This window comes from Pseudomonas sp. LS1212 (assembly GCF_024741815.1).
Classification (GTDB): domain Bacteria; phylum Pseudomonadota; class Gammaproteobacteria; order Pseudomonadales; family Pseudomonadaceae; genus Aquipseudomonas.
Map to the genome: position 1 here is coordinate 4,326,407 of NZ_CP102951.1, position 17,541 is coordinate 4,343,947.

A 17,541-nucleotide genomic window follows, 5' to 3' on the forward strand; every position below is an offset into this window, starting at 1 on the left:
GGTCATGTCCAATGTCATAGCCACTCCATATGAGCCAAACGGGAAGACAGTGTCAGGGTATCAGCCATGGGCCGATAAGCTATCGTGCCGGCAACAGCTTGAGTAACCGGTGAGCTTCGTGAGATCCCTGGGCGGCCGCCTGTTCCAACCAGTGCCTGGCGAGTTCCGGCTCATTGACCTGGGGCTGGCTGCACAATCGTCCGAACTCGAGTTGCGCGCGCCTGTCACCGGCACGAGCCGCCTGGCGCAACAGTTCATGGCCGATGCGGCGGTCACGGGTGTTGCCGCAATCGCGGCAGAGCATCAACCCCAAGCGGCTTTGCGCCTCCACCACGCCCTGACGGGCAGGCTGCTTGAGCAAACGCCCGGCAAAATGCTTGACGTTGGGGTTGTCGCCCAAGCGCGGATTATCGAGCAACCACAAGGCAACCTTCAGCGAAAGACGCTTGGGTTCGTTGGTCGGGGCCACGGCAGCGATATTTGAGGAAATTCTTGCACGAAACTTCATAAAAAACTGTGGGGTAAATCGAGAGGCGCGCGACTCTACTCCTTTTTTTGTCAGGAGACCCGTTCGATAGCTTCTCTATTTTTCATGGCTTGTAGGCAATTTTTTTGACGGAAAAATTCCGATCTCCAAACGGAGAATTGCCGAGTGCATAACTCCGAGACAGTTGTATGAATGATGAAAAATGCCTGCACACCCGTCCTAGAGCAAGCGCTCGGGACAATCCACAGAAGCTGTGGATAACTCAGTGGACAACCTTCCTCCGACCCGCGTAAACCCCCACGGAATGGGGCCTGCAATCAAACTGACGATTTTTTCACCAGTAAAAAAAAACGTTTTTTTTCATTGACTTAAAATTTCAAACAAGCCAATGGCGCGTTGTGAGGGTGGCGTTACAAGGATGTGACACCCGTCGCATTCAATGTGCACAACCGCCCTAAAGCAAGGCAGTGACCCGCACCATTTTTGCTCTTGGCGTCAAACACCCCCTAATTAAATAGTGCCAAAGGGCTTCCCACATGGGCCAAGACGAGAGACACTGGCCGGCTTCGGAGCAGAAAATACGCCCTTCGCCCCGCCACTTTCCGGGTTCGGTGGTCACAGCGCATGGCGATGAACACTGAAAAAAAACTTGCAAAGCCACCTAAACATCGTTAGTCTCTCCGGTGTTAGTACCAAGCTGAAAGTCAATTTTTGCCGACACAGTCCTCCAGCACACCTTCTACCGCTCGTAGAACCTGCGCTGATAAAAAGGGACCGGCCTTCTCGATGGTTTCCAGGTAACCACCCCTCAGCCTAAAAAGACCGTTGTCGGGCTCAGTTACTCTGACCGAACCAACCTGCAGATTGATCAGGATCTTCACCCAGCGGCATAGAACCTTTGCCCTGATGTGCTGCCTGCCCTCCTAAGTACCTACCGGCCAGCCCAGGCGCCACATGAAAATGCGCTTCAAACTGGCTGCTTTGTTCCAGCCGGGTTCTTCGTCAGGCCAATGGTGGCCGGCGTTACTGGAACGTTTTCATTTTGCACAGTTCTTATCTGTGTTTATTGCAGGAACACCAGTCATGATGTCTCATCAAATCCATACACAGGATGCCATTCGCACCCTCACCAACGCCTTTGCCCCGATGGACTGCCTGATAATGGCCGCCCGCAAAGGCTGCTTCAGCTTCACGATCGTCAACGAGCACGGTATTGCCCGTCATACCGAACGCCTGTACCCGGAGCAATACTCAAGCGCCGAGCCCCTCCAGGCAGTGATCGATCGTACGCGTCAGGCCTTGACCGCCTAAGGCTTGCCACAAGCCCGAAACGCCAGCCCCGCCCATGCAGCGGGGCTTTTTTATGCTCAAAAAACCACAAAAAACACGGCGCTCATTAAGCACTGGACGGAATATGCTTAATAACTGGAAGCCTAAAATATTTTAAAAACAGCCCTTTACAGCACGAATATGACACTACACTTCAACTCAAGCGGCGCGATCCGCTTCCGGCGGGCCTGACCGATTCACTCAGCTGCCAAGTACCACGGCCCCGCCGGCCATTTACCAGTGCGAGGGCCTTATGGGTATCGCCGCGAGTGAGTTGTGCCAATTCGTGATCCGCCCCACGCTGATCTACCTGGGGCGCCACTGTGAAACTGCCGAGGCGCTTCTACTAGGAATCGCCGCCAGCCAATCGGCACTGGGTTCGGCACTTCACGATCGACGTGGTCACGGCTTGTATCGTATTGGTGAAATGCGCCACCAGGCGCTCTGGGACCAGCACCTGGCGCGCGACCCGGAACTCGCCAGCCTGGTGCGCGGCCTGGCCAGCCAGCATGCGTTTCTCAGTGGCCCGCACCTGGAACTGACCGTCAACCTGCGCTACGCCACCGCCATCGCCTGGATGCTGGTTGAAGAACAGCAAACCCCTTTGCCTGCCGCCGATGACCTGCTCGGCTTGGCCAGGATCTGGCGTCAGACCTTTCAACCCCAAGGTCGTCTGCGTGATTTCACCCGCGCCTGGCGCACCTGCATCGCCCCGCTCGCCCAACAAGCCTGCTAAAACTCCTTGGTCCTACACGGTGATTCGCTAAATCACGCGAATCTGGTCGGATTGTCCTACAAAACCGCTCTATCTCCTGCGATTCAGCCTATAGCGCTGTAGGCGAATTCTTGGTAATTTCCGCATCGGAGATCACCACGGAGTTCTAATAATGAAAAAAGTAATGCTCAAAACCACTTTCAGTCTCGCTGTTGCCGTGGCATCCACGCAAATTTTCGCCAGTGGCTTTGCCCTTAACGAACAAAGCGTCAGCGGCATGGGCACGGGTTTTGCCGGGCGATCCTCTTCTGCCGAAGATGCCAGCACTGTATTTGGCAACCCAGCCGGCATGTCACGCCTCAAGCGCGAGCAGGTTTCGATCGGCGCAGCCGCCATTGTCGCCAAGTCCGATATCAGCGGCAGCGGCACCTTCGGTGGCAGCAATGACGGGGACATGGTTCCAGTCGTTGCCGTACCCATGGGTTACTACGTCAAGCCAATCGACGACCACTGGGCGTTCGGTTTCGGCGTTTACGTGCCGTTCGGCCTGGTCACCGACTACGAAAGCGGCTTTGCCGGCCGCTACTTCGGCGACGACAGCGAAGTTCAGGTCGTCACCCTGCAACCGACCATCAGCTATGCCTTCAACGACAAGGTTTCGATCGGCTTCGGCCCGACCATCAACCGCATCGATGGCAAGCTGGAATCCGCAACCTTGAACCCTGTTACCCCGGGCACGAACGACGGCCGGGTAAAAATCAAGGGTGACGACACCGCCATCGGCTTCAACGTCGGTGTCCTGGTCCAGGCCACCGACAGCACGCGCATGGGCCTGACCTACCACTCGAAGGTCAAGTACAAGCTCGAAGGCGACACCAAGATCACTGGCACAGGCTTCGGTCCGTTCAGCGGCAACAAGTTTGACGCTTCCCTGGACATCGATACGCCAGAGTCCGTCGACTTTTCGGTCACTCACGAACTCAACGCAGACTGGACCCTGTACGCCGGCAGCACCTGGACCCGCTGGAGCCGCCTGGAAGCCATCACCGTCAACAACGAGGGCGTACCTCCACAGCTGGGCGGCAGCGCCGGCCCGATCGGCATCATCAACGAAGAGCAGAACTGGCACGACACCTGGGCCCACGCCATTGGTGCAGCCTACAAGCTGAACAAGGAATGGACACTGCGCACCGGCCTGGCAATCGACCAGGCGCCAACCAACAATGAAAACCGTTCGCCTCGCATCCCGACCGGCGACCGTACCGTGTTCAGCGTTGGTGCCGGCTGGAGCCCGAACGACGATGTCACTGTCGATCTTGCCTACACCTACCTGTGGGAAGAGGACGTCAATGTCAACGACGCCAGCCCTACCAAAGGCGCTTACGACGCCAAATATGAAAACAGTGCGCACGGTTTCGGTACGTCGGTGACTTACCGCTTCTGATTCAGCACCCGCCACATGTAGATTGGGCCGCGCAGCGGCCCCATGCGCCCCTCGTCCTTTACGGCTTTGAGGCAATGGCCTTCTCGATAGCCGCAATCAACTCCGGGTCATCCGGCTTGGTGAAACTGGAAAAACTGGCAATCACCTTGCCCCGGCGATCCACTACATACTTATAGAAGTTCCACTTCGGCGCACTGCTCTGCCTGGCCAGCACCTTGAACAAGTGCGTGGCCTTGTCACCCCTGATGACCTGCGGTTCGGTCATGGTGAAGGTCACGCCGTAGTTGGCGTAGCAGACCTTGGCCGTCTCGGCGCTGTCCTGGGCTTCTTGCTTGAAGTCGTTGGAGGGCACGCCGATCATTTCCAGGCCCCGCCCCTGATAGGTCTTGTAAAGCGCTTCAAGCCCGTCGAACTGCGGTGCAAAACCGCAATAGCTGGCGGTATTGACCACCACCAGCGGCTTCCCGGCAAAGCGCTCGCACAGGTCGATCTGCTCCTTGCCGCGCAATTTCGGCAGTTGCCCCTGCAACAACTCGGGACAGCTGTCCGCCAGGACAGGCAACGCAGTTATCAGCAAGAACAATGAAAGGACAAGGCGGCGCATGGTCTTCTCCCGGAGCCATTAAATGACTGCAAATTACTCGCCCTGGGCGCCGACTAGCAAGCGCCCATGCCCAATTGCATGAGCGCCAGGCCACCGCGCTGCCAACCCCACCAGATAACGGCGAGCAGCAGCCCGCCCAGGACCAGGCCGCCAAGCCAGAGTCTGGCGCTGATCACGCTGCACCTGGCTGCGCCTGCAGCCGCGCTACGGGGCGCTCGCGCACCGGCCAGTTGAGGGCGGCTGCGATCACACTGAGCAGGATGGATATCTGCCAGACCAAGTCATAACTCCCGGTTTGGTCGTAAACCACACCTCCCAGCCAACCGCCGAGAAATGCACCCAATTGATGGAACAGAAACACTATGCCACCCAGCATAGAGAGATTTCTCACGCCGAACAGTGTGGCCACGGTGCCATTGGTCAGCGGCACCGTCGATAGCCAGAGCAGGCCCATGGCAATACCGAACAGGTAGGCACTGGTGACCGTTACCGGCACCGAAATGAACGCCACGATCACCACCGCGCGAATCAGATAAAGCGCCGTCAGCAAACGCGGCTTGGACATACGGCCGCCCAGCCAACCGGCAAGGTAAGTACCGAAGATATTGAACAACCCTACCAGCGCCAGCACCGTGGTACCCACCGCGGCCGGCAAATGCTGGTCGACCAGGTACGACGGCAAATGCACGCCGATGAACACCACCTGGAAGCCACAGACGAAAAAGCCCAGCGACAACAGCCAGAACCCCGAATGCGAACAGGCTTCGTTGAGCGCCTCACGCAAGGCTTGCTCATGCCCCAGGCTTGGCAGCGGGCGATCACGCAGCAAGCCCACCAACGGCACGATCAGCGCTACCAGCAAGCCCAGCGCGAGCAATGCCGCCGACCACCCCAACCAGCCGATCAACCCAAGGGTACCAGGCAGCATGGCGAACTGACCGAAAGAGCCGGCAGCACTGGCAATGCCCATCGCCATGCTGCGTTTCTCGGCTGGCACGGCGCGCCCGACCACGCCCAGAATCACCGAGAACGATGTACCGGACAAACCCAGGCCAATCAGCAGCCCCGCGCTCAGGGACAACGACCAGGCCGAATCGGACAGCCCCATCAGCACCAGCCCCACCGCATAAAGCACGCCACCGATCACCACCACCCGCGCCGCACCCCAGCGGTCAGCCAGGGCACCGGTGAATGGCTGCGCCAGGCCCCAGATCAGGTTCTGCAAGGCGATGGCGAAGGCGAACACTTCACGGCCCCAGCCGAACTCCGCACTCATGGGCGCCAGGAACAGGCCGAAGCCATGCCTTACGCCGAGCGATAGCGCCAAAATCAACGCACTGCCCAGGAGTATCCAACCGCTGGTACGCCATACCGATGTCATTATTTTCTCTCCAGGCATCCGTGTAGAAATGCGGGTATATACCCGCTTTCAGCAAAAACGATAACGCTTCTACTCCAATAGCTCGAGGGTCGCGAACAACGCATTGCGCCGTTCGACACCGAGCTTGTCCAACAACTGCTGCTGCGCCTCTTCCCAGGCCGGCAATGCTGCCTGAAGGCGCGTGCGCCCCTCAGGGGTCAACAGCACCAGACGATTGCGCAAGTCCTCACCTTCAGACAACTGCACCAGCCCTGCACTCTCGAGCACACGCAGGTTGCGCCCAAGCGTACTACGATCCAGGCCGACCGCTTCGGCCAGGCTGGAAATGCTCGGCTGGTCGAGCCGCTGGATACTGCGCAGCAGGGAAAACTGGGCAACGTTGATCCCGAAGCGTTCGAGCGCATCGTCGTAGTGCCGGCTCACGCCACGGGCCGCGCGGCGCAGATGGGTGCAGAAACATTCGGTCGTCAACATAATGCGTGTATATACCCGCAACTGGCCGAGTGCAAGGACTTTCTCGAAAACCGGGGCTTGAGGAGCAATGGAACCAAACCAACGCAAGCCCTGCCAACATGTGCATTCCAGCGATTGCGACCCACCAGCGCTGATGATTCTGACCCACCAGATTCTTTGGGGTTAAGTGTTTTTCGGAAATTTCCTATTTTCTTCCGATGACCACGACCCCAAGGTACAGCCTGCTAACTTCACATCCTCTCTTTCACTGCCATCGCCCCGATATTCCCCCGGCATAGTGCTCTCGCCGAGGTGAAAAGGGGAAAGCAGCCAAAAAGCGCCCAAGGATTAGGATCATGGAAATGAATGCACCCTTGTACCTCTCGTATACCAACGAAGTCTCCCCCGAATTTCTCCGCACGCTGGACGACTTGCAGGAGGCTGACGCTAAAGCTCAACCCCCTCTCGCCATTTACCGGTTGGCAGCGGATTTTTTGCCGCTGATCGAGGGCTGAGTCATGAGTCGTGGAGCTGTCAACGGAATAGGACAAGGACTGCACGGTGACCTGACGACCACTGGCGCGGTGTGCCTCAGCAGCCTGCCCAATGCGGCACATGGGGGGCGAGGGGTGTTGCGGCTCGGGGATAAAACCACCCCTTGCAAGAAATGCGGCAAAGCCGGCGTCATCGTCGACAGCCTGCCCGCCATGAAATGGCATGGGGTACCGACCGTGCTGCATGGTGCGGAAGTCCGCTGCGGCTGCCCGCTAGGCCGCAACACGCTGATTGCTCCGCTCGAGCGGCCGCAGCGGCCCAGCGCCCGCGCCAATACAGCATCGAACCAAAGCGCTGCGCCACAACCTTCCAATGCTGCGGCGCAATCGGTAAACGCTCCTGCTGCCTCTGCAACAACGAAAGCCCAAGCAGCGCATCCGAAATTTTCCGAGCAAACCACGACTCCCTCTTTCGCCAATCCCTCTGCTTGCAATCACCCAGACCAGATGGAAGCACTGGCGAGTTATATTGCTGGTGAGATGAATCGCAATATCAAGCATCCCGCCGTGCTAAAAATGAAAGAGCTGATCAACTACGACAGCAGAGCGCAGGCAAAGAAATTCCTGGAGCGTCCCTGGTATGCCAGGCTGGCCGGACAACCGAATTTCAACGCGATCGCGTTGGCGAAGAAGCTTGAGGCGATGGCGATCTGGACTAAGCAAGTGGGGCAAAATATGGAGTGGGATCACAAGCCGAAACTGGAGGCGATGTACAACGGTGTCGTCTGGCACAAACAAGGTAAGTACGTGTACTTTTACGACATCTGGTCGAACATCCACTATGGATATGTTGGCATTGCAGGTGGGCTCTCAGAAAGCATGCTACTGGATGGCGCTGGGGCTGAACAAATTGCCTCGGACACCGTGCGGAAGCTCGAAGAATTACTGAAAAAGCCCGAAGAGAAGAGAGAGCGCCCCGGCCCTCGCCCTACGGCCAGCCCATGGACGGAGCTGCGATCATGGGATGATGTCGCTGATAGAGTGTCGATCAGCATCGGCGTTAAACTCTACAAGCAGCACCCAAACGGCGGGATAACAGCGAAGATGATCATGGACGAAGTGCTGGCAGTTGCTCCAGAAAACTGGGGGGATGGCGTCCGTGTCCACGTCTGCAAGTAAGTCACGATCACGACACTTGAAGTGGCTATGGATTCTGTTGTTGCCGTTGTTGCCATTGTTGCCGCTGCTGCTGATTGCCCTCTGGAATATTATTGTACTACCAACTGCAACCGTCCATTACTCCAAGGAAGGTGTGCTTGAACTGCGGTACATCTGGAACGTGCAACACCGGATATACAAAGGGCGGATGCAACCCGGGGGCGGCACACACGATAACGGCTTCTTATTTCCTGATGATAAGTTTTTTATGGAAATTTACTGGTGGAACGATAACGGACTCCGACACTGCGTCAACATAACCCCGAAGTGGCCCAACACGCACATCTACCTCGACGCCAATGGCGACATTGATCACAGCGAAGGCAGCGGTACGGATTCGGATCGACTAAAACAGTGCATCACGGATACCGCGAACCCTTGAAAGACGCAGAAGCCTGAAAAAATAGGTTTTTCGTTTTTTCCAGCGCCCCCGAGCAGGTGCAGGCCTGATCAACCAGCTCACACTATCTGCAAGTTCGGAAAACCTTAGCGAATGATTTTTTCCGTATTCTGCAGGCTCCATTAGATCAGCGCCCAGCTCAACAACACGGCCAATTCAAGTAATTCCAACAAGGCGCCGGCCGTATCGCCAGTGGTGCCGCCCAGGCGTCGCAACATCAAATGACGCAGCCAGAAGAACACCACGCCCGCCGTCACTACTGCCCAGGCGCCCGGCCAACCCGCCAGCGCCACGCAAACCAGCACCACCACCAACAACACCCCATGTGCCGGGTTGCGCGGCAGATGCGCCGAGAGTGCTTGCCCCAGCCCACCCGCACGCACATAAGGCGTACTCAGGAACAGCCCGAGCATCGCCGCGCGACCGATGACCGGCGCCAGGATCAGGGCAATGCCCTGTTGCGCCTCGATCAGTGCCAGCAGGGCGCAGAACTTCAGCAACAGGACCAGCACCAGGGTTACCACGGCAATCGGCCCGCTGCGTGGGTCCTTCATGATCTCCAGGGTACGCTGGCGATCACCGAAGCCGCCAAGCCAGGCATCGGCGCTGTCGGCCAGGCCGTCCAGGTGCAGCCCACCGCTGAGCATTACCCAGGCGCTGAGCAGCAACGCCGCATGCAGCAGCACCGGTGCGCCGCCAAGCAGCTGGTCGAGCACCCAGAGCAGCAGCCCGAACAACAATCCCACCAGCGGGTAGTACAACAAGGATTTGCCCATTTCCCCAGGCTCAGGCATCCCTGGCAGACGCACCGGCAGGCTGCTGAGAAACTGCAAGGCAATCCAGAATGGCAGCATGGTCAGAGGCGCTCGCTCAGCGTGCAGTGCTCACCTACGCGGAGGTGGAACAGGCTGCCGTAGCCGACCTCGACCTGCAGCAACTGTTCGCGCGGCAACCCACGCGCCCGGGCCAGCAGCAGGCGCATCACCCCGCCATGGCTGATCAGCAAGACGCGCTCACCGGCAAACGTCCGCTGCAAGCGCTCGACTGCCGCCAGCACCCGCGCGGAGAAATCGGCGACCGGTTCGCCTTGCGGCGGTGTGAAGCCATAAGGGTCAGCCCAGAACAGACCCAGCCCACGCTCATCGGTGAGCATCAAGTCCGCCGCGCTGCGCCCCTCCCAGTCACCAAAATGCAGCTCCTGCAGGTCCTTGTCCAACTGCAAGGGCAGCGCCAGGCGCTCGGCCAGCTCCTGGGCGAACAAGGCGCAGCGTTGCAGTGGCGAACTGATCAGGCGGTCCCAGGGGCCGCCCTGCTCGACCGCCGCGCGCATCTGCGCCCAGCCGGTCTCGGTCAGGGCGTCGTCGAGGCTGCCACGCAGGCCACCGCCGAGTTCGGTTTCACCGTGGCGCAGCAGGTCCAGATGCAGAATCATTGGCCGCGATCGGCGACGGCCGCCTCGGCAAACGTCGCCATCTGCCCGTGCAGGTCGCAGGCCAGGCGCAGCAAGGGCACTGCCAGGGCGGCACCACTCCCCTCACCCAGGCGCAAACCGAGGTCGAGCAGCGGTTGGGCTTGCAGCGTCTGCAGAATGTGCCAATGGCCAGGCTCGGCACCGCGATGACCGAACAGTAGCCATTGCCGGCACTCAGGATTCAACCGCACCGCCACCAGTGCCGCCACGCTGCAGATAAAGCCATCGACCAGCACCGCCACGCCGGCCTGGGCACAGGCCAGATAAGCACCGACCAATGCTGCGATTTCAAAACCGCCAAAGCAGAACAACCGCGACAAGGGATCGCCCGGCAAGGCCGCATGCTTGTGCAATGCCCCCTCAATGACCTGGGCCTTGTGGCTGACACCCGCCGCATCGAGGCCGGTGCCGGGGCCGACCAGATCGGTCACCGGGCAGCCCAGCAGTGCGCACGCCAGCGCACTGGCTGCCGTGGTGTTACCAATCCCCATTTCACCGCCGATGAACAGCTGCGAGCCGGCCGCCACAGCACGCAGCGCGCTCTCGCGTCCGGCCTGCAATGCCTGCAGCCCCTGGGCCGGGGTCATGGCCGGGGTCTGGGCAAAGTTGGCCGTGCCGGCGCCGATGCGCACATGGCGCACGCCGGGCAAATCATCGAGCGGGGTCGCCGTGCCCAGGTCGATCACTTCCAGCTGCGCATTCAACTGCCGCGCCAGCACACTGATTGCCGCGCCGCCGTTGACGAAGTTGTGCAGCATCTGCCCGGTGACGGCTTGCGGATACGCAGAAATACCTTCGGCCACCACCCCGTGGTCTGCGGCAAAGATCGCAATCCAGACCTGATCCAGGTTCGGCTTGACCCGCCCCTGCAACCCGGCCAGTTGCACGGCAACCGTTTCGAGCTGGCCCAGTGAGCCGGCGGGTTTGGTCAGCTGTTGCTGGCGCGCCAGTGCTTGTTGGTGAGCGTCGCGATCAATCGGTCGACAATCCTCCAGCCACCAGGAGTGACTCATAATGCAGGTCCTTTCAAGGTAAGGGGCAGGCCTGCCACCGTCAGCACCACGCGCTGGCAGCGCTCGGCGATGGCCTGGTGCAACCAGCCGGATTCATCGACATAGCGCCGGGTCAATTCACCCATCGGCACCACGCCCATGCCGGTTTCATTGCTGACCAGAATGATCTCGCCAGGCAACTCGAGCAGGCACTCGAGCAGCGCCTGGCGTTCGTCTGCCAGACGCTGGGGGTTATCGAGCATCAGCAGATTGGTCATCCACAATGTCAGGCAATCGACCAGCAGGCAGCGCTCGGGCCGGGCGTTTTCACGCAAGACACGCGCCAGTGCCAGCGGCTCTTCGATCAGTGCCCATTCGGATGGGCGTCGCTGGCGGTGCATCTGCACCCGCTCGTTCATCTCACCATCAAGCGGTTCGCTGGTAGCGATATAGGTCACGGCCAGCGTGCTTTGCATCGCCAGTTTCTCGGCCAGGCGGCTCTTGCCGGAGCGAGCGCCACCGAGGATCAGTTGCAGCATGTCAGTGGGTTTCCTGTTCCAGCCCGCACAGCTTGCTCAGCTGCCGGGTATCCAGATGCTGCTCGACCAGATCGGCCAGGCGCTCGATATCCAGTTCGCGCAGCGCGTGATAGTCGACTTCCTGCACATCGCGCAAACCGGCCCAGCGCAACAATGCGCTGCACGAGGGGCCCGATTCGAACAGGCCATGCAGGTAAGTGCCGAGCACCTGCCCGTCTTCACTCATGGCGCCGTCGCAGCGGCCATCGTCCAGCTGCACCGCGGCCCGCTCCAGGGCGGCGCCCCGGGTGACCCCGGCATGGATTTCATAACCGCTGACGGCCGTATCCTCAAGCAGCAGCCGGCCACGCACATTACGCAGCTGCTTCTCGGCTTCGAGCGTCGTGGTGAAATCCAGCAGACCCAGCCCAGGGCTGGAACCGGCGGCGCCTTCAAGGCCCAGCGGGTCATCCAGTTGCCGGCCGAGCATCTGCAACCCACCGCAGATGCCCAGCAGCTTGCCGCCGTAGCGCAGGTGACGAGCAATTGTACTTTCCCAACCCTGGCTACGAAGGTGGGCCAGGTCGCTGCGCACGCTTTTGGAGCCGGGCAGAATGATCAGGTCGGCAGGCGGAATGCTGTCGCCCGGGCCGATGAACTGAAGGTCGACCTGCGGGTGCAGGCGCAGCGGGTCGAAATCCGTGTGATTACTGATCCGTGGCAGCACCGGCACGATGACCTTGAGCACTTGCGCGGCCTTGTCCGACTGGCGCCGGTCGATCCCGTCCTCGGCCTCCAGGTGCAGGTCCAGCACATAGGGCAGCACGCCGATCACCGGCTTGCCGGTGCGCGCCTCCAGCCAGTCCAGGCCCGGTTGCAGCAGTGCGATATCGCCACGAAAGCGATTGATGACAAAGCCTTTGACCCGCGCCTGTTCGCTCGGCGAGAGCAACTCCAGGGTGCCGACCAGATGCGCGAAAACCCCGCCGCGATTGATGTCGGCGATCAACAACACCGGGCAATCCACCGCTTCGGCAAAGCCCATGTTGGCGATATCGCCCGCGCGCAGGTTGATCTCCGCCGGCGAGCCTGCACCCTCGACCATCACCACCGGATACTCGGCGCTCAAGCGCTGGTGCGAGGCCAGCACTGCCTGCATCGCAATGGCCTTGTAGTCGTGATAAGCCACCGCGTTCATGCTGGTGACCGCGCGGCCATGGATGATGACCTGGGCCCCGGTGTCGCTATTGGGCTTGAGCAGGACCGGGTTCATGTCGGTGTGCGGTTCAAGGCCCGCCGCCTGGGCCTGGACCGCCTGGGCCCGGCCAATTTCGCCGCCGTCGGCCGTCACCGCGCTGTTGAGCGCCATGTTCTGCGGCTTGAACGGCACCACGCGCACGCCCTGGCGCGTCAGCCACCGGCACAACGCCGTCACCAGCGTGCTTTTGCCGGCATCGGAGGTGGTGCCTTGCACCATCAGGGTGGTCATGAAATGTCCTTGAGATAATCATCGAGCGCCTGTTCGAGGCGCTGCCAATCGGCTTCCTCGGCAGGCAGGCCGAAACGCAGGCTGCTGCTCTGTACAAACAGGCGCAGCAAGATCCCGCGTCGAGCCATGAATTCGTGCAACTGCTCGGCGCGATCGGTCACCAGCCACTGGAACAAGTCGCAGCCACCCTGCGGGTTCAGGCCAAAGCGGCCGAGCAGTTGCGCCAAGCGTTCGCTGGCCTGGGCACAGCGCAGAATCTGCTGCTGATGCCCTTGCTTGTCGAGCAGACAATCCTTTCCCAACACCCGGGTCGGCCCGCTGACGGCCCATGGGCCTATCTGTTCGGCCAGCAGGTTCAGTAGCTTGCGCTCGGCCAGGACGAACCCCAGCCGCACACCGGCCAGGCCGAAAAACTTGCCGAACGAGCGCAGTACAATCAAGCCGATCAGCCCGGTACAGGCCGCCAGGCTCAACCGCGGCGTGTTGTCCATGAAGGCTTCATCGACCACCAGCCAGCCGCCGCGCGGCGCCAGGCGAGCATGCCACTCGAGCAACCGCTCAGGCGGCAGCATGCGCCCGGTCGGGTTGTTCGGGTTGACCACCACCAGCACGTCGAGGCTGTCGAGAAAGAAATCCACTTCCGCTTCGCTGATCTCACGCACGACATGCCCACCGCGTCGCCAGCCTTCGGCGTGCTCGGCATAACAGGGCGAGAGCACCCCTACCTTGCCACTGCGGCGCAAGCGCGGCAGCGCCTGGATCGCGGCCTGCGAGCCCGGCACCGGCAGGACCTGGCTGGCGCCGTAGTAGACGCACGCCGCCACTTCGAGGCCATCGTCGGTTTCCGGCAGGCGCGCCCAGGCGCGCACCGGGATCGGCGGGATATCCCACGGCCAGGGCGCAATGCCGCTGGACAGGTCCAGCCATTGATCCAGCGCGATACCGTACAGCTGAGCGGCGCGCTGCAGGCGACCACCGTGTTCAAGCATAAAACTCAGCCCCCAGGCACAAAATCAGCAACCACAACCAGACACCATGACGGACCAGGCGCCAGCCGCGTTCGATCGCATCGGCATCGGCCGCCGGGCCTTCGCCCAATTGCGCGCGCTCGTGCAGTTCGCCGTGATAGACCGCCGCGCCGCCCAGTTCCACGCCCAGCGCACCGGCACCTGCCGCCATCACCGGGCCGGCGTTGGGGCTGTCCCAGGCCGGCGCCTGGGTCCGCCAGCATTTGAGTGCCAGCCGGGTTTTGCCCAGCAACGCGTAGGTCAAGGCAACCAGCCTGGCAGGAATATAGTTGAGTACGTCGTCGATACGCGCAGCGGCCCAGCCGAACCGTTCGAACCTCTCATTACGATAGCCCCACATCGCATCGAGTGTGTTGCTCAGGCGGTAGAGCACGACACCGGGTGCACCGGCCACGGCAAACCAGAACAAGGCGGCGAACACCGCATCGCTGCCGTTTTCCAGCACCGACTCGGTAGCCGCACGGGCCACGGCGGTGGAATCGAGCTCGCGCGTCTCGCGGCTGACCAGATACCCCACGCGCACGCGCGCCTCATCCAGATCATCACGGCGCAGCGCCTCGGCGACCGGCGTGATGTGTTCGCCCAGGCTGCGCAGGCCAAGGGCACAATACAGGGCCAGAATCTCGACGATCCAGCCGATATAGGGCAGCCATGACAGCAGTGTCGCCAGCAGCGTCAGCGGGATCACCGCCAGGAACCAGGCGGTCACGCCGTGGCTGCGCCAACCGCGGCCACCGGCATTGAAGCGCTGCTCGAGACGATCGGCAAGGCGCCCGAAGGCCACCAGCGGGTGCCTGCGCTTGGGCTCACCCAAAAGCGCATCCAGCGCCACCCCGGCGACACTCAGCAACGCCACGCTCATCGATTCACTCCCCAATGGTTTTCATACAGCATGTCGGATAACGGCTTGGGCTCGGCCCAGCCTTCCAGGGCCAGCATGGGCGCCGGATAGAACGCCTCGACCGGCCCCAGGCAAAGGATTGCCAGCGGCTTGGCGCCTGCCGGCAGGCCGAGCAATTGGCTCAGGGCCTGCGGCTCGAACAGTGACACCCAGCCCATGCCCAGGCCTTCGGCGCGGGCCGCCAACCAAAGGTTCTGGATAGCGCAGGACAAGGACGCCATGTCCATTTCCGGCAAGGTCCGGCGGCCGAAGATATGCCGCTCGCGGTCATCGGCAAGCGCGGCAACCAGGACCTCGGCACAGTCGTTGATGCCTTCGACCTTGAGTTTCATGAATTCGTCGGAACGCTCGCCGAGGGCGTCGGCCGTACGCACCCGCTCCTCTTCGACCAGTGCCTGGATGCGTTGGCGCAATGCCCGGTCGCTGATGCGGATAAACCGCCATGGCTGCATCAGGCCGACGCTTGGCGCCTGATGGGCCGCGGCCAGCAACTTCGCCAACAGCGCCGGCGCAACGCTGCCACCGACGAAATGACGCATATCGCGCCGCTCGGCGATCGCCCGGTAGACCGCCGCCCGTTCATCCTCGCTGAATGCGTGCTCGCTCATGGCTTGAACAGCGCCGCCACCGCCTGGGGGTTGGAGGGAAAGTAGAAATGCACATAGGACGCGGTCAAGCGCCCGCACCGATAGACCGCCTCGGCGCCACGCCCGCCGTTGGGGCTCTGGCCCCTGGCGATCGGCGCAAGTTCGGTACTGGTCAGGGAGTGATGATAGGTATGCCCGCGCAAGCTCCCTTCCGGCAGTTCGACCGCCTGCAGGGCCAGGGCTGCCAGACGCTTCTGCATCACCGCCTCGCCCTTGAGCAGGCCGGCCAGCTCAGCGCGCTGGCCCTGGACATCGGTCAGGGCATCGAGCAGGTAGAGCATGCCACCGCACTCCGCCAGCAGCGGCTTGCCCGCTTCATGGTGGGCACGTATATCGGCGAGCATGCTGGCATTGTCCGCCAGGGCCAGGTGATGCAGCTCCGGGTAGCCGCCAGGCAGGTACAGGCTATCGGCGCACGGCAATGCCCGATCGTGAACCGGCGAGAAAAACGTCAGTTGCGCGCCCATCGCTCGCAGCAGGTCCAGGCTTGCGCCATAGGTAAAGGCAAACGCCTCGTCCCGCGCCACGGCGATGCGCACGCCGGCCAACAATGGCTCGACGGCGACCGGCACAGGTGCCGCGAATTCCACCGGTGGCGGCAGGGCCGACTCGCAGCTTTCGGCCAACGCGGCGGCGGCCGCATCGAGGCGCACATCCAGGTCATTGAGTTCGCTGGCCTGGACCAGGCCCAAGTGCCGGCTCGGCAGTTCGATACCGGTTTCCCGAGACAAGCCGCCATACCAGCGCAAGCCTTCGGTCAGGCTGCCTTCGAGCAGTTGGGCATGTCGCACGGTACCGACCCGATTGGCCAGCACCCCGGCAAACGGCAGGTCCGGCTGATAGCGCGCAAGGCCCAACGCCAACGCACCGAAGGTCTGGGCCATGGCCGTACCGTCGATGACGGCCAGCACCGGCACACCGAAGTGGCGCGCCAGGTCGGCGCTCGAAGGCGTGCCATCGAACAGGCCCATGACCCCTTCGATCAAAATCAGGTCAGCTTCGGCAGCAGCCTCCCAGAGCAGACGCCGACTCTCGTCGGCACCGACCATCCACAGGTCCAGCTGATACACCGGCGCACCACTGGCGCGCTCGAGGATCATCGGGTCGAGGAAGTCCGGGCCGCACTTGAACACCCGCACCTTGCGCCCCTGGTTACGGTGCAAGCGGGCCAGTGCGGCGGTCACGGTGGTCTTGCCCTGGCCGGAAGCCGGCGCGGCGATCAACACCGCCGGGCAATGACGCGCATCACTCATAGTTCGATGCCTTTCTGGGCACGAATGCCGGCCTGGAACGCGTGCTTGAGCATGCCCATTTCCGTGACGGTATCGGCCAGTTCGATCATTTCGGGCTTGGCGGCGCGGCCGGTCACTACCACATGCTGCATGGGTGGGCGTGCCTGCAGGTCGCCGAGCACCTGATCGAGGTCGAGGTAGCCGTGCTTGAGGGCGATGTTCAGCTCGTCGAGCACCACCAGACTGATCGACGGATCGCTCAGCAACTGGCGGGCCACCGCCCAGGCTGCTTCGGCCGCGGCGATATCGCGCTGGCGATCCTGGGTTTCCCAGGTGAAACCCTCGCCCATGACATGGAAGCGAACCTGCTCTGGAAAGCGCCGGAAGAACAGCTCTTCACCGGTGCTGGTGCGGCCCTTGATGAATTGCACGACACCACATTGCATGCCGTGGCCCATGGCCCGGGCGAGCATGCCGAAAGCGGAGCTGCTCTTGCCTTTGCCGTTGCCGGTCAATACCAGCAACAACCCACACTCGTTCGGCGCATTGGCAATGCGCTCGTCGATCACGGCCTTTTTGCGCAGCATGCGCGCCACATGGCGCTCATCACGTTCGGTGGTTTCAGTCATCGCAGCTCTCCGCTAACGCGCAGATGGCCGGCATCGACGAAGCACCACGACAGACGGGGCGCCAGCCCTGGCCTGGTGGCAGGAAATCGTCAATGCCGCTCTCACCCGC

21 protein-coding genes are annotated in these 17,541 nt (G+C 61.5%); 6 read left to right on the forward strand and 15 right to left on the reverse strand.

Annotation, left to right across the window (positions count from 1 at the left end; translation table 11 throughout):
• Window positions 1–79 precede the first annotated feature (79 nt).
• The gene (locus NVV94_RS20120; protein WP_258444127.1) at window positions 80–508 is read right to left on the reverse strand and encodes a tetratricopeptide repeat protein; all 429 of its coding nucleotides are present in this window, start codon (window positions 506–508) and stop codon (window positions 80–82) included.
• Between the two features lie 1,065 nt (window positions 509–1,573).
• Between NVV94_RS20120 and NVV94_RS20125 the strand changes: the two genes are divergently transcribed.
• From NVV94_RS20125 to NVV94_RS20135, 3 genes are all read left to right on the forward strand, one after another.
• A complete protein-coding gene (locus tag NVV94_RS20125) occupies window positions 1,574–1,798 on the forward strand; it encodes a hypothetical protein (protein ID WP_258447759.1) in 225 nt (74 codons plus the stop codon).
• 271 nt (window positions 1,799–2,069) lie between these two features.
• Complete coding sequence (locus NVV94_RS20130) at window positions 2,070–2,552, forward strand: hypothetical protein (RefSeq protein ID WP_258444128.1); 483 nt, start codon at window positions 2,070–2,072, stop codon at window positions 2,550–2,552.
• A gap of 151 nt (window positions 2,553–2,703) precedes the next feature.
• Entirely contained in the window at window positions 2,704–3,975 is a 1,272-nt protein-coding gene (locus NVV94_RS20135; RefSeq protein ID WP_258444129.1) for an OmpP1/FadL family transporter, read from the forward strand.
• A 58-nt stretch (window positions 3,976–4,033) separates the two neighbouring features.
• On the opposite strand, the gene NVV94_RS20140 is transcribed toward NVV94_RS20135, so the two are convergent.
• The 4 genes from NVV94_RS20140 to NVV94_RS20155 form a co-directional block, all read right to left on the reverse strand.
• On the reverse strand, window positions 4,034–4,579 hold the full coding sequence (locus tag NVV94_RS20140) for a glutathione peroxidase (protein ID WP_258444130.1): 546 nt from the start codon (window positions 4,577–4,579) through the stop codon (window positions 4,034–4,036).
• Window positions 4,580–4,632: 53 nt separating this feature from the next.
• Window positions 4,633–4,755, reverse strand: coding sequence for a hypothetical protein (locus NVV94_RS20145; RefSeq protein ID WP_258444131.1), 123 nt, complete (start codon window positions 4,753–4,755; stop codon window positions 4,633–4,635).
• Window positions 4,752–5,960, reverse strand: coding sequence for an MFS transporter (locus NVV94_RS20150; RefSeq protein ID WP_258444132.1), 1,209 nt, complete (start codon window positions 5,958–5,960; stop codon window positions 4,752–4,754). The genes NVV94_RS20145 and NVV94_RS20150 overlap by 4 nt, the downstream gene beginning before the upstream one ends.
• 69 nt (window positions 5,961–6,029) lie before the next feature.
• Window positions 6,030–6,434, reverse strand: a complete 405-nt coding sequence (locus tag NVV94_RS20155) for a MarR family winged helix-turn-helix transcriptional regulator (protein ID WP_258444133.1) — start codon at window positions 6,432–6,434, stop codon at window positions 6,030–6,032.
• 335 nt (window positions 6,435–6,769) lie between these two features.
• On the opposite strand from NVV94_RS20155, the gene NVV94_RS20160 reads away from it, so the two are divergent.
• From NVV94_RS20160 to NVV94_RS20170, 3 genes are read left to right on the forward strand one after another with little or no spacing between them, the layout of a single operon-like run.
• The gene (locus tag NVV94_RS20160) at window positions 6,770–6,928 is read left to right on the forward strand and encodes a hypothetical protein (protein ID WP_258444134.1); all 159 of its coding nucleotides are present in this window, start codon (window positions 6,770–6,772) and stop codon (window positions 6,926–6,928) included.
• A 3-nt stretch (window positions 6,929–6,931) separates the two neighbouring features.
• Window positions 6,932–8,086, forward strand: a complete 1,155-nt coding sequence (locus NVV94_RS20165) for a polymorphic toxin type 44 domain-containing protein (protein ID WP_258444135.1) — start codon at window positions 6,932–6,934, stop codon at window positions 8,084–8,086.
• A gap of 16 nt (window positions 8,087–8,102) precedes the next feature.
• Window positions 8,103–8,507 (forward strand): hypothetical protein, encoded by a 405-nt coding sequence (locus tag NVV94_RS20170; protein ID WP_258444136.1) that lies wholly within the window; start codon window positions 8,103–8,105, stop codon window positions 8,505–8,507.
• 140 nt (window positions 8,508–8,647) lie between these two features.
• Here NVV94_RS20170 and NVV94_RS20175 read toward each other — a convergent pair whose 3' ends face one another.
• Genes NVV94_RS20175 through cobO form a run of 10 tightly spaced genes read right to left on the reverse strand, consistent with a single transcriptional unit; the run spans window position 8,648 to window position 17,432 of the window.
• Window positions 8,648–9,379 (reverse strand): adenosylcobinamide-GDP ribazoletransferase, encoded by a 732-nt coding sequence (locus NVV94_RS20175; RefSeq protein ID WP_258444137.1) that lies wholly within the window; start codon window positions 9,377–9,379, stop codon window positions 8,648–8,650.
• A 2-nt stretch (window positions 9,380–9,381) separates the two neighbouring features.
• The gene (gene cobC, locus NVV94_RS20180) at window positions 9,382–9,957 is read right to left on the reverse strand and encodes an alpha-ribazole phosphatase family protein (RefSeq protein WP_258444138.1); all 576 of its coding nucleotides are present in this window, start codon (window positions 9,955–9,957) and stop codon (window positions 9,382–9,384) included.
• Window positions 9,954–11,009 (reverse strand): nicotinate-nucleotide--dimethylbenzimidazole phosphoribosyltransferase, encoded by a 1,056-nt coding sequence (gene cobT, locus NVV94_RS20185; protein ID WP_258444139.1) that lies wholly within the window; start codon window positions 11,007–11,009, stop codon window positions 9,954–9,956. The genes cobC and cobT overlap by 4 nt, the downstream gene beginning before the upstream one ends.
• Window positions 11,006–11,527, reverse strand: a complete 522-nt coding sequence (gene cobU / locus NVV94_RS20190; protein ID WP_258444140.1) for a bifunctional adenosylcobinamide kinase/adenosylcobinamide-phosphate guanylyltransferase — start codon at window positions 11,525–11,527, stop codon at window positions 11,006–11,008. The genes cobT and cobU overlap by 4 nt, the downstream gene beginning before the upstream one ends.
• A gap of 1 nt (window position 11,528) precedes the next feature.
• On the reverse strand, window positions 11,529–12,995 hold the full coding sequence (locus tag NVV94_RS20195; RefSeq protein ID WP_258444141.1) for a cobyric acid synthase: 1,467 nt from the start codon (window positions 12,993–12,995) through the stop codon (window positions 11,529–11,531).
• Entirely contained in the window at window positions 12,992–13,984 is a 993-nt protein-coding gene (gene cobD, locus NVV94_RS20200; protein ID WP_258444142.1) for a threonine-phosphate decarboxylase CobD, read from the reverse strand. Before cobD ends, NVV94_RS20195 begins: the two co-directional genes overlap by 4 nt.
• On the reverse strand, window positions 13,977–14,885 hold the full coding sequence (cbiB, locus tag NVV94_RS20205; RefSeq protein ID WP_258444143.1) for an adenosylcobinamide-phosphate synthase CbiB: 909 nt from the start codon (window positions 14,883–14,885) through the stop codon (window positions 13,977–13,979). Before cbiB ends, cobD begins: the two co-directional genes overlap by 8 nt.
• Window positions 14,882–15,532, reverse strand: coding sequence for a 5,6-dimethylbenzimidazole synthase (bluB, locus tag NVV94_RS20210; protein WP_258444144.1), 651 nt, complete (start codon window positions 15,530–15,532; stop codon window positions 14,882–14,884). The genes cbiB and bluB overlap by 4 nt, the downstream gene beginning before the upstream one ends.
• A complete protein-coding gene (locus NVV94_RS20215) occupies window positions 15,529–16,824 on the reverse strand; it encodes a cobyrinate a,c-diamide synthase (protein WP_258444145.1) in 1,296 nt (431 codons plus the stop codon). The genes bluB and NVV94_RS20215 overlap by 4 nt, the downstream gene beginning before the upstream one ends.
• Window positions 16,821–17,432: a cob(I)yrinic acid a,c-diamide adenosyltransferase gene (cobO, locus tag NVV94_RS20220; RefSeq protein ID WP_258444146.1), complete on the reverse strand. Its 612-nt coding sequence runs from the start codon at window positions 17,430–17,432 to the stop codon at window positions 16,821–16,823. The genes NVV94_RS20215 and cobO overlap by 4 nt, the downstream gene beginning before the upstream one ends.
• Between the last annotated feature and the right edge of the window lie 109 nt (window positions 17,433–17,541).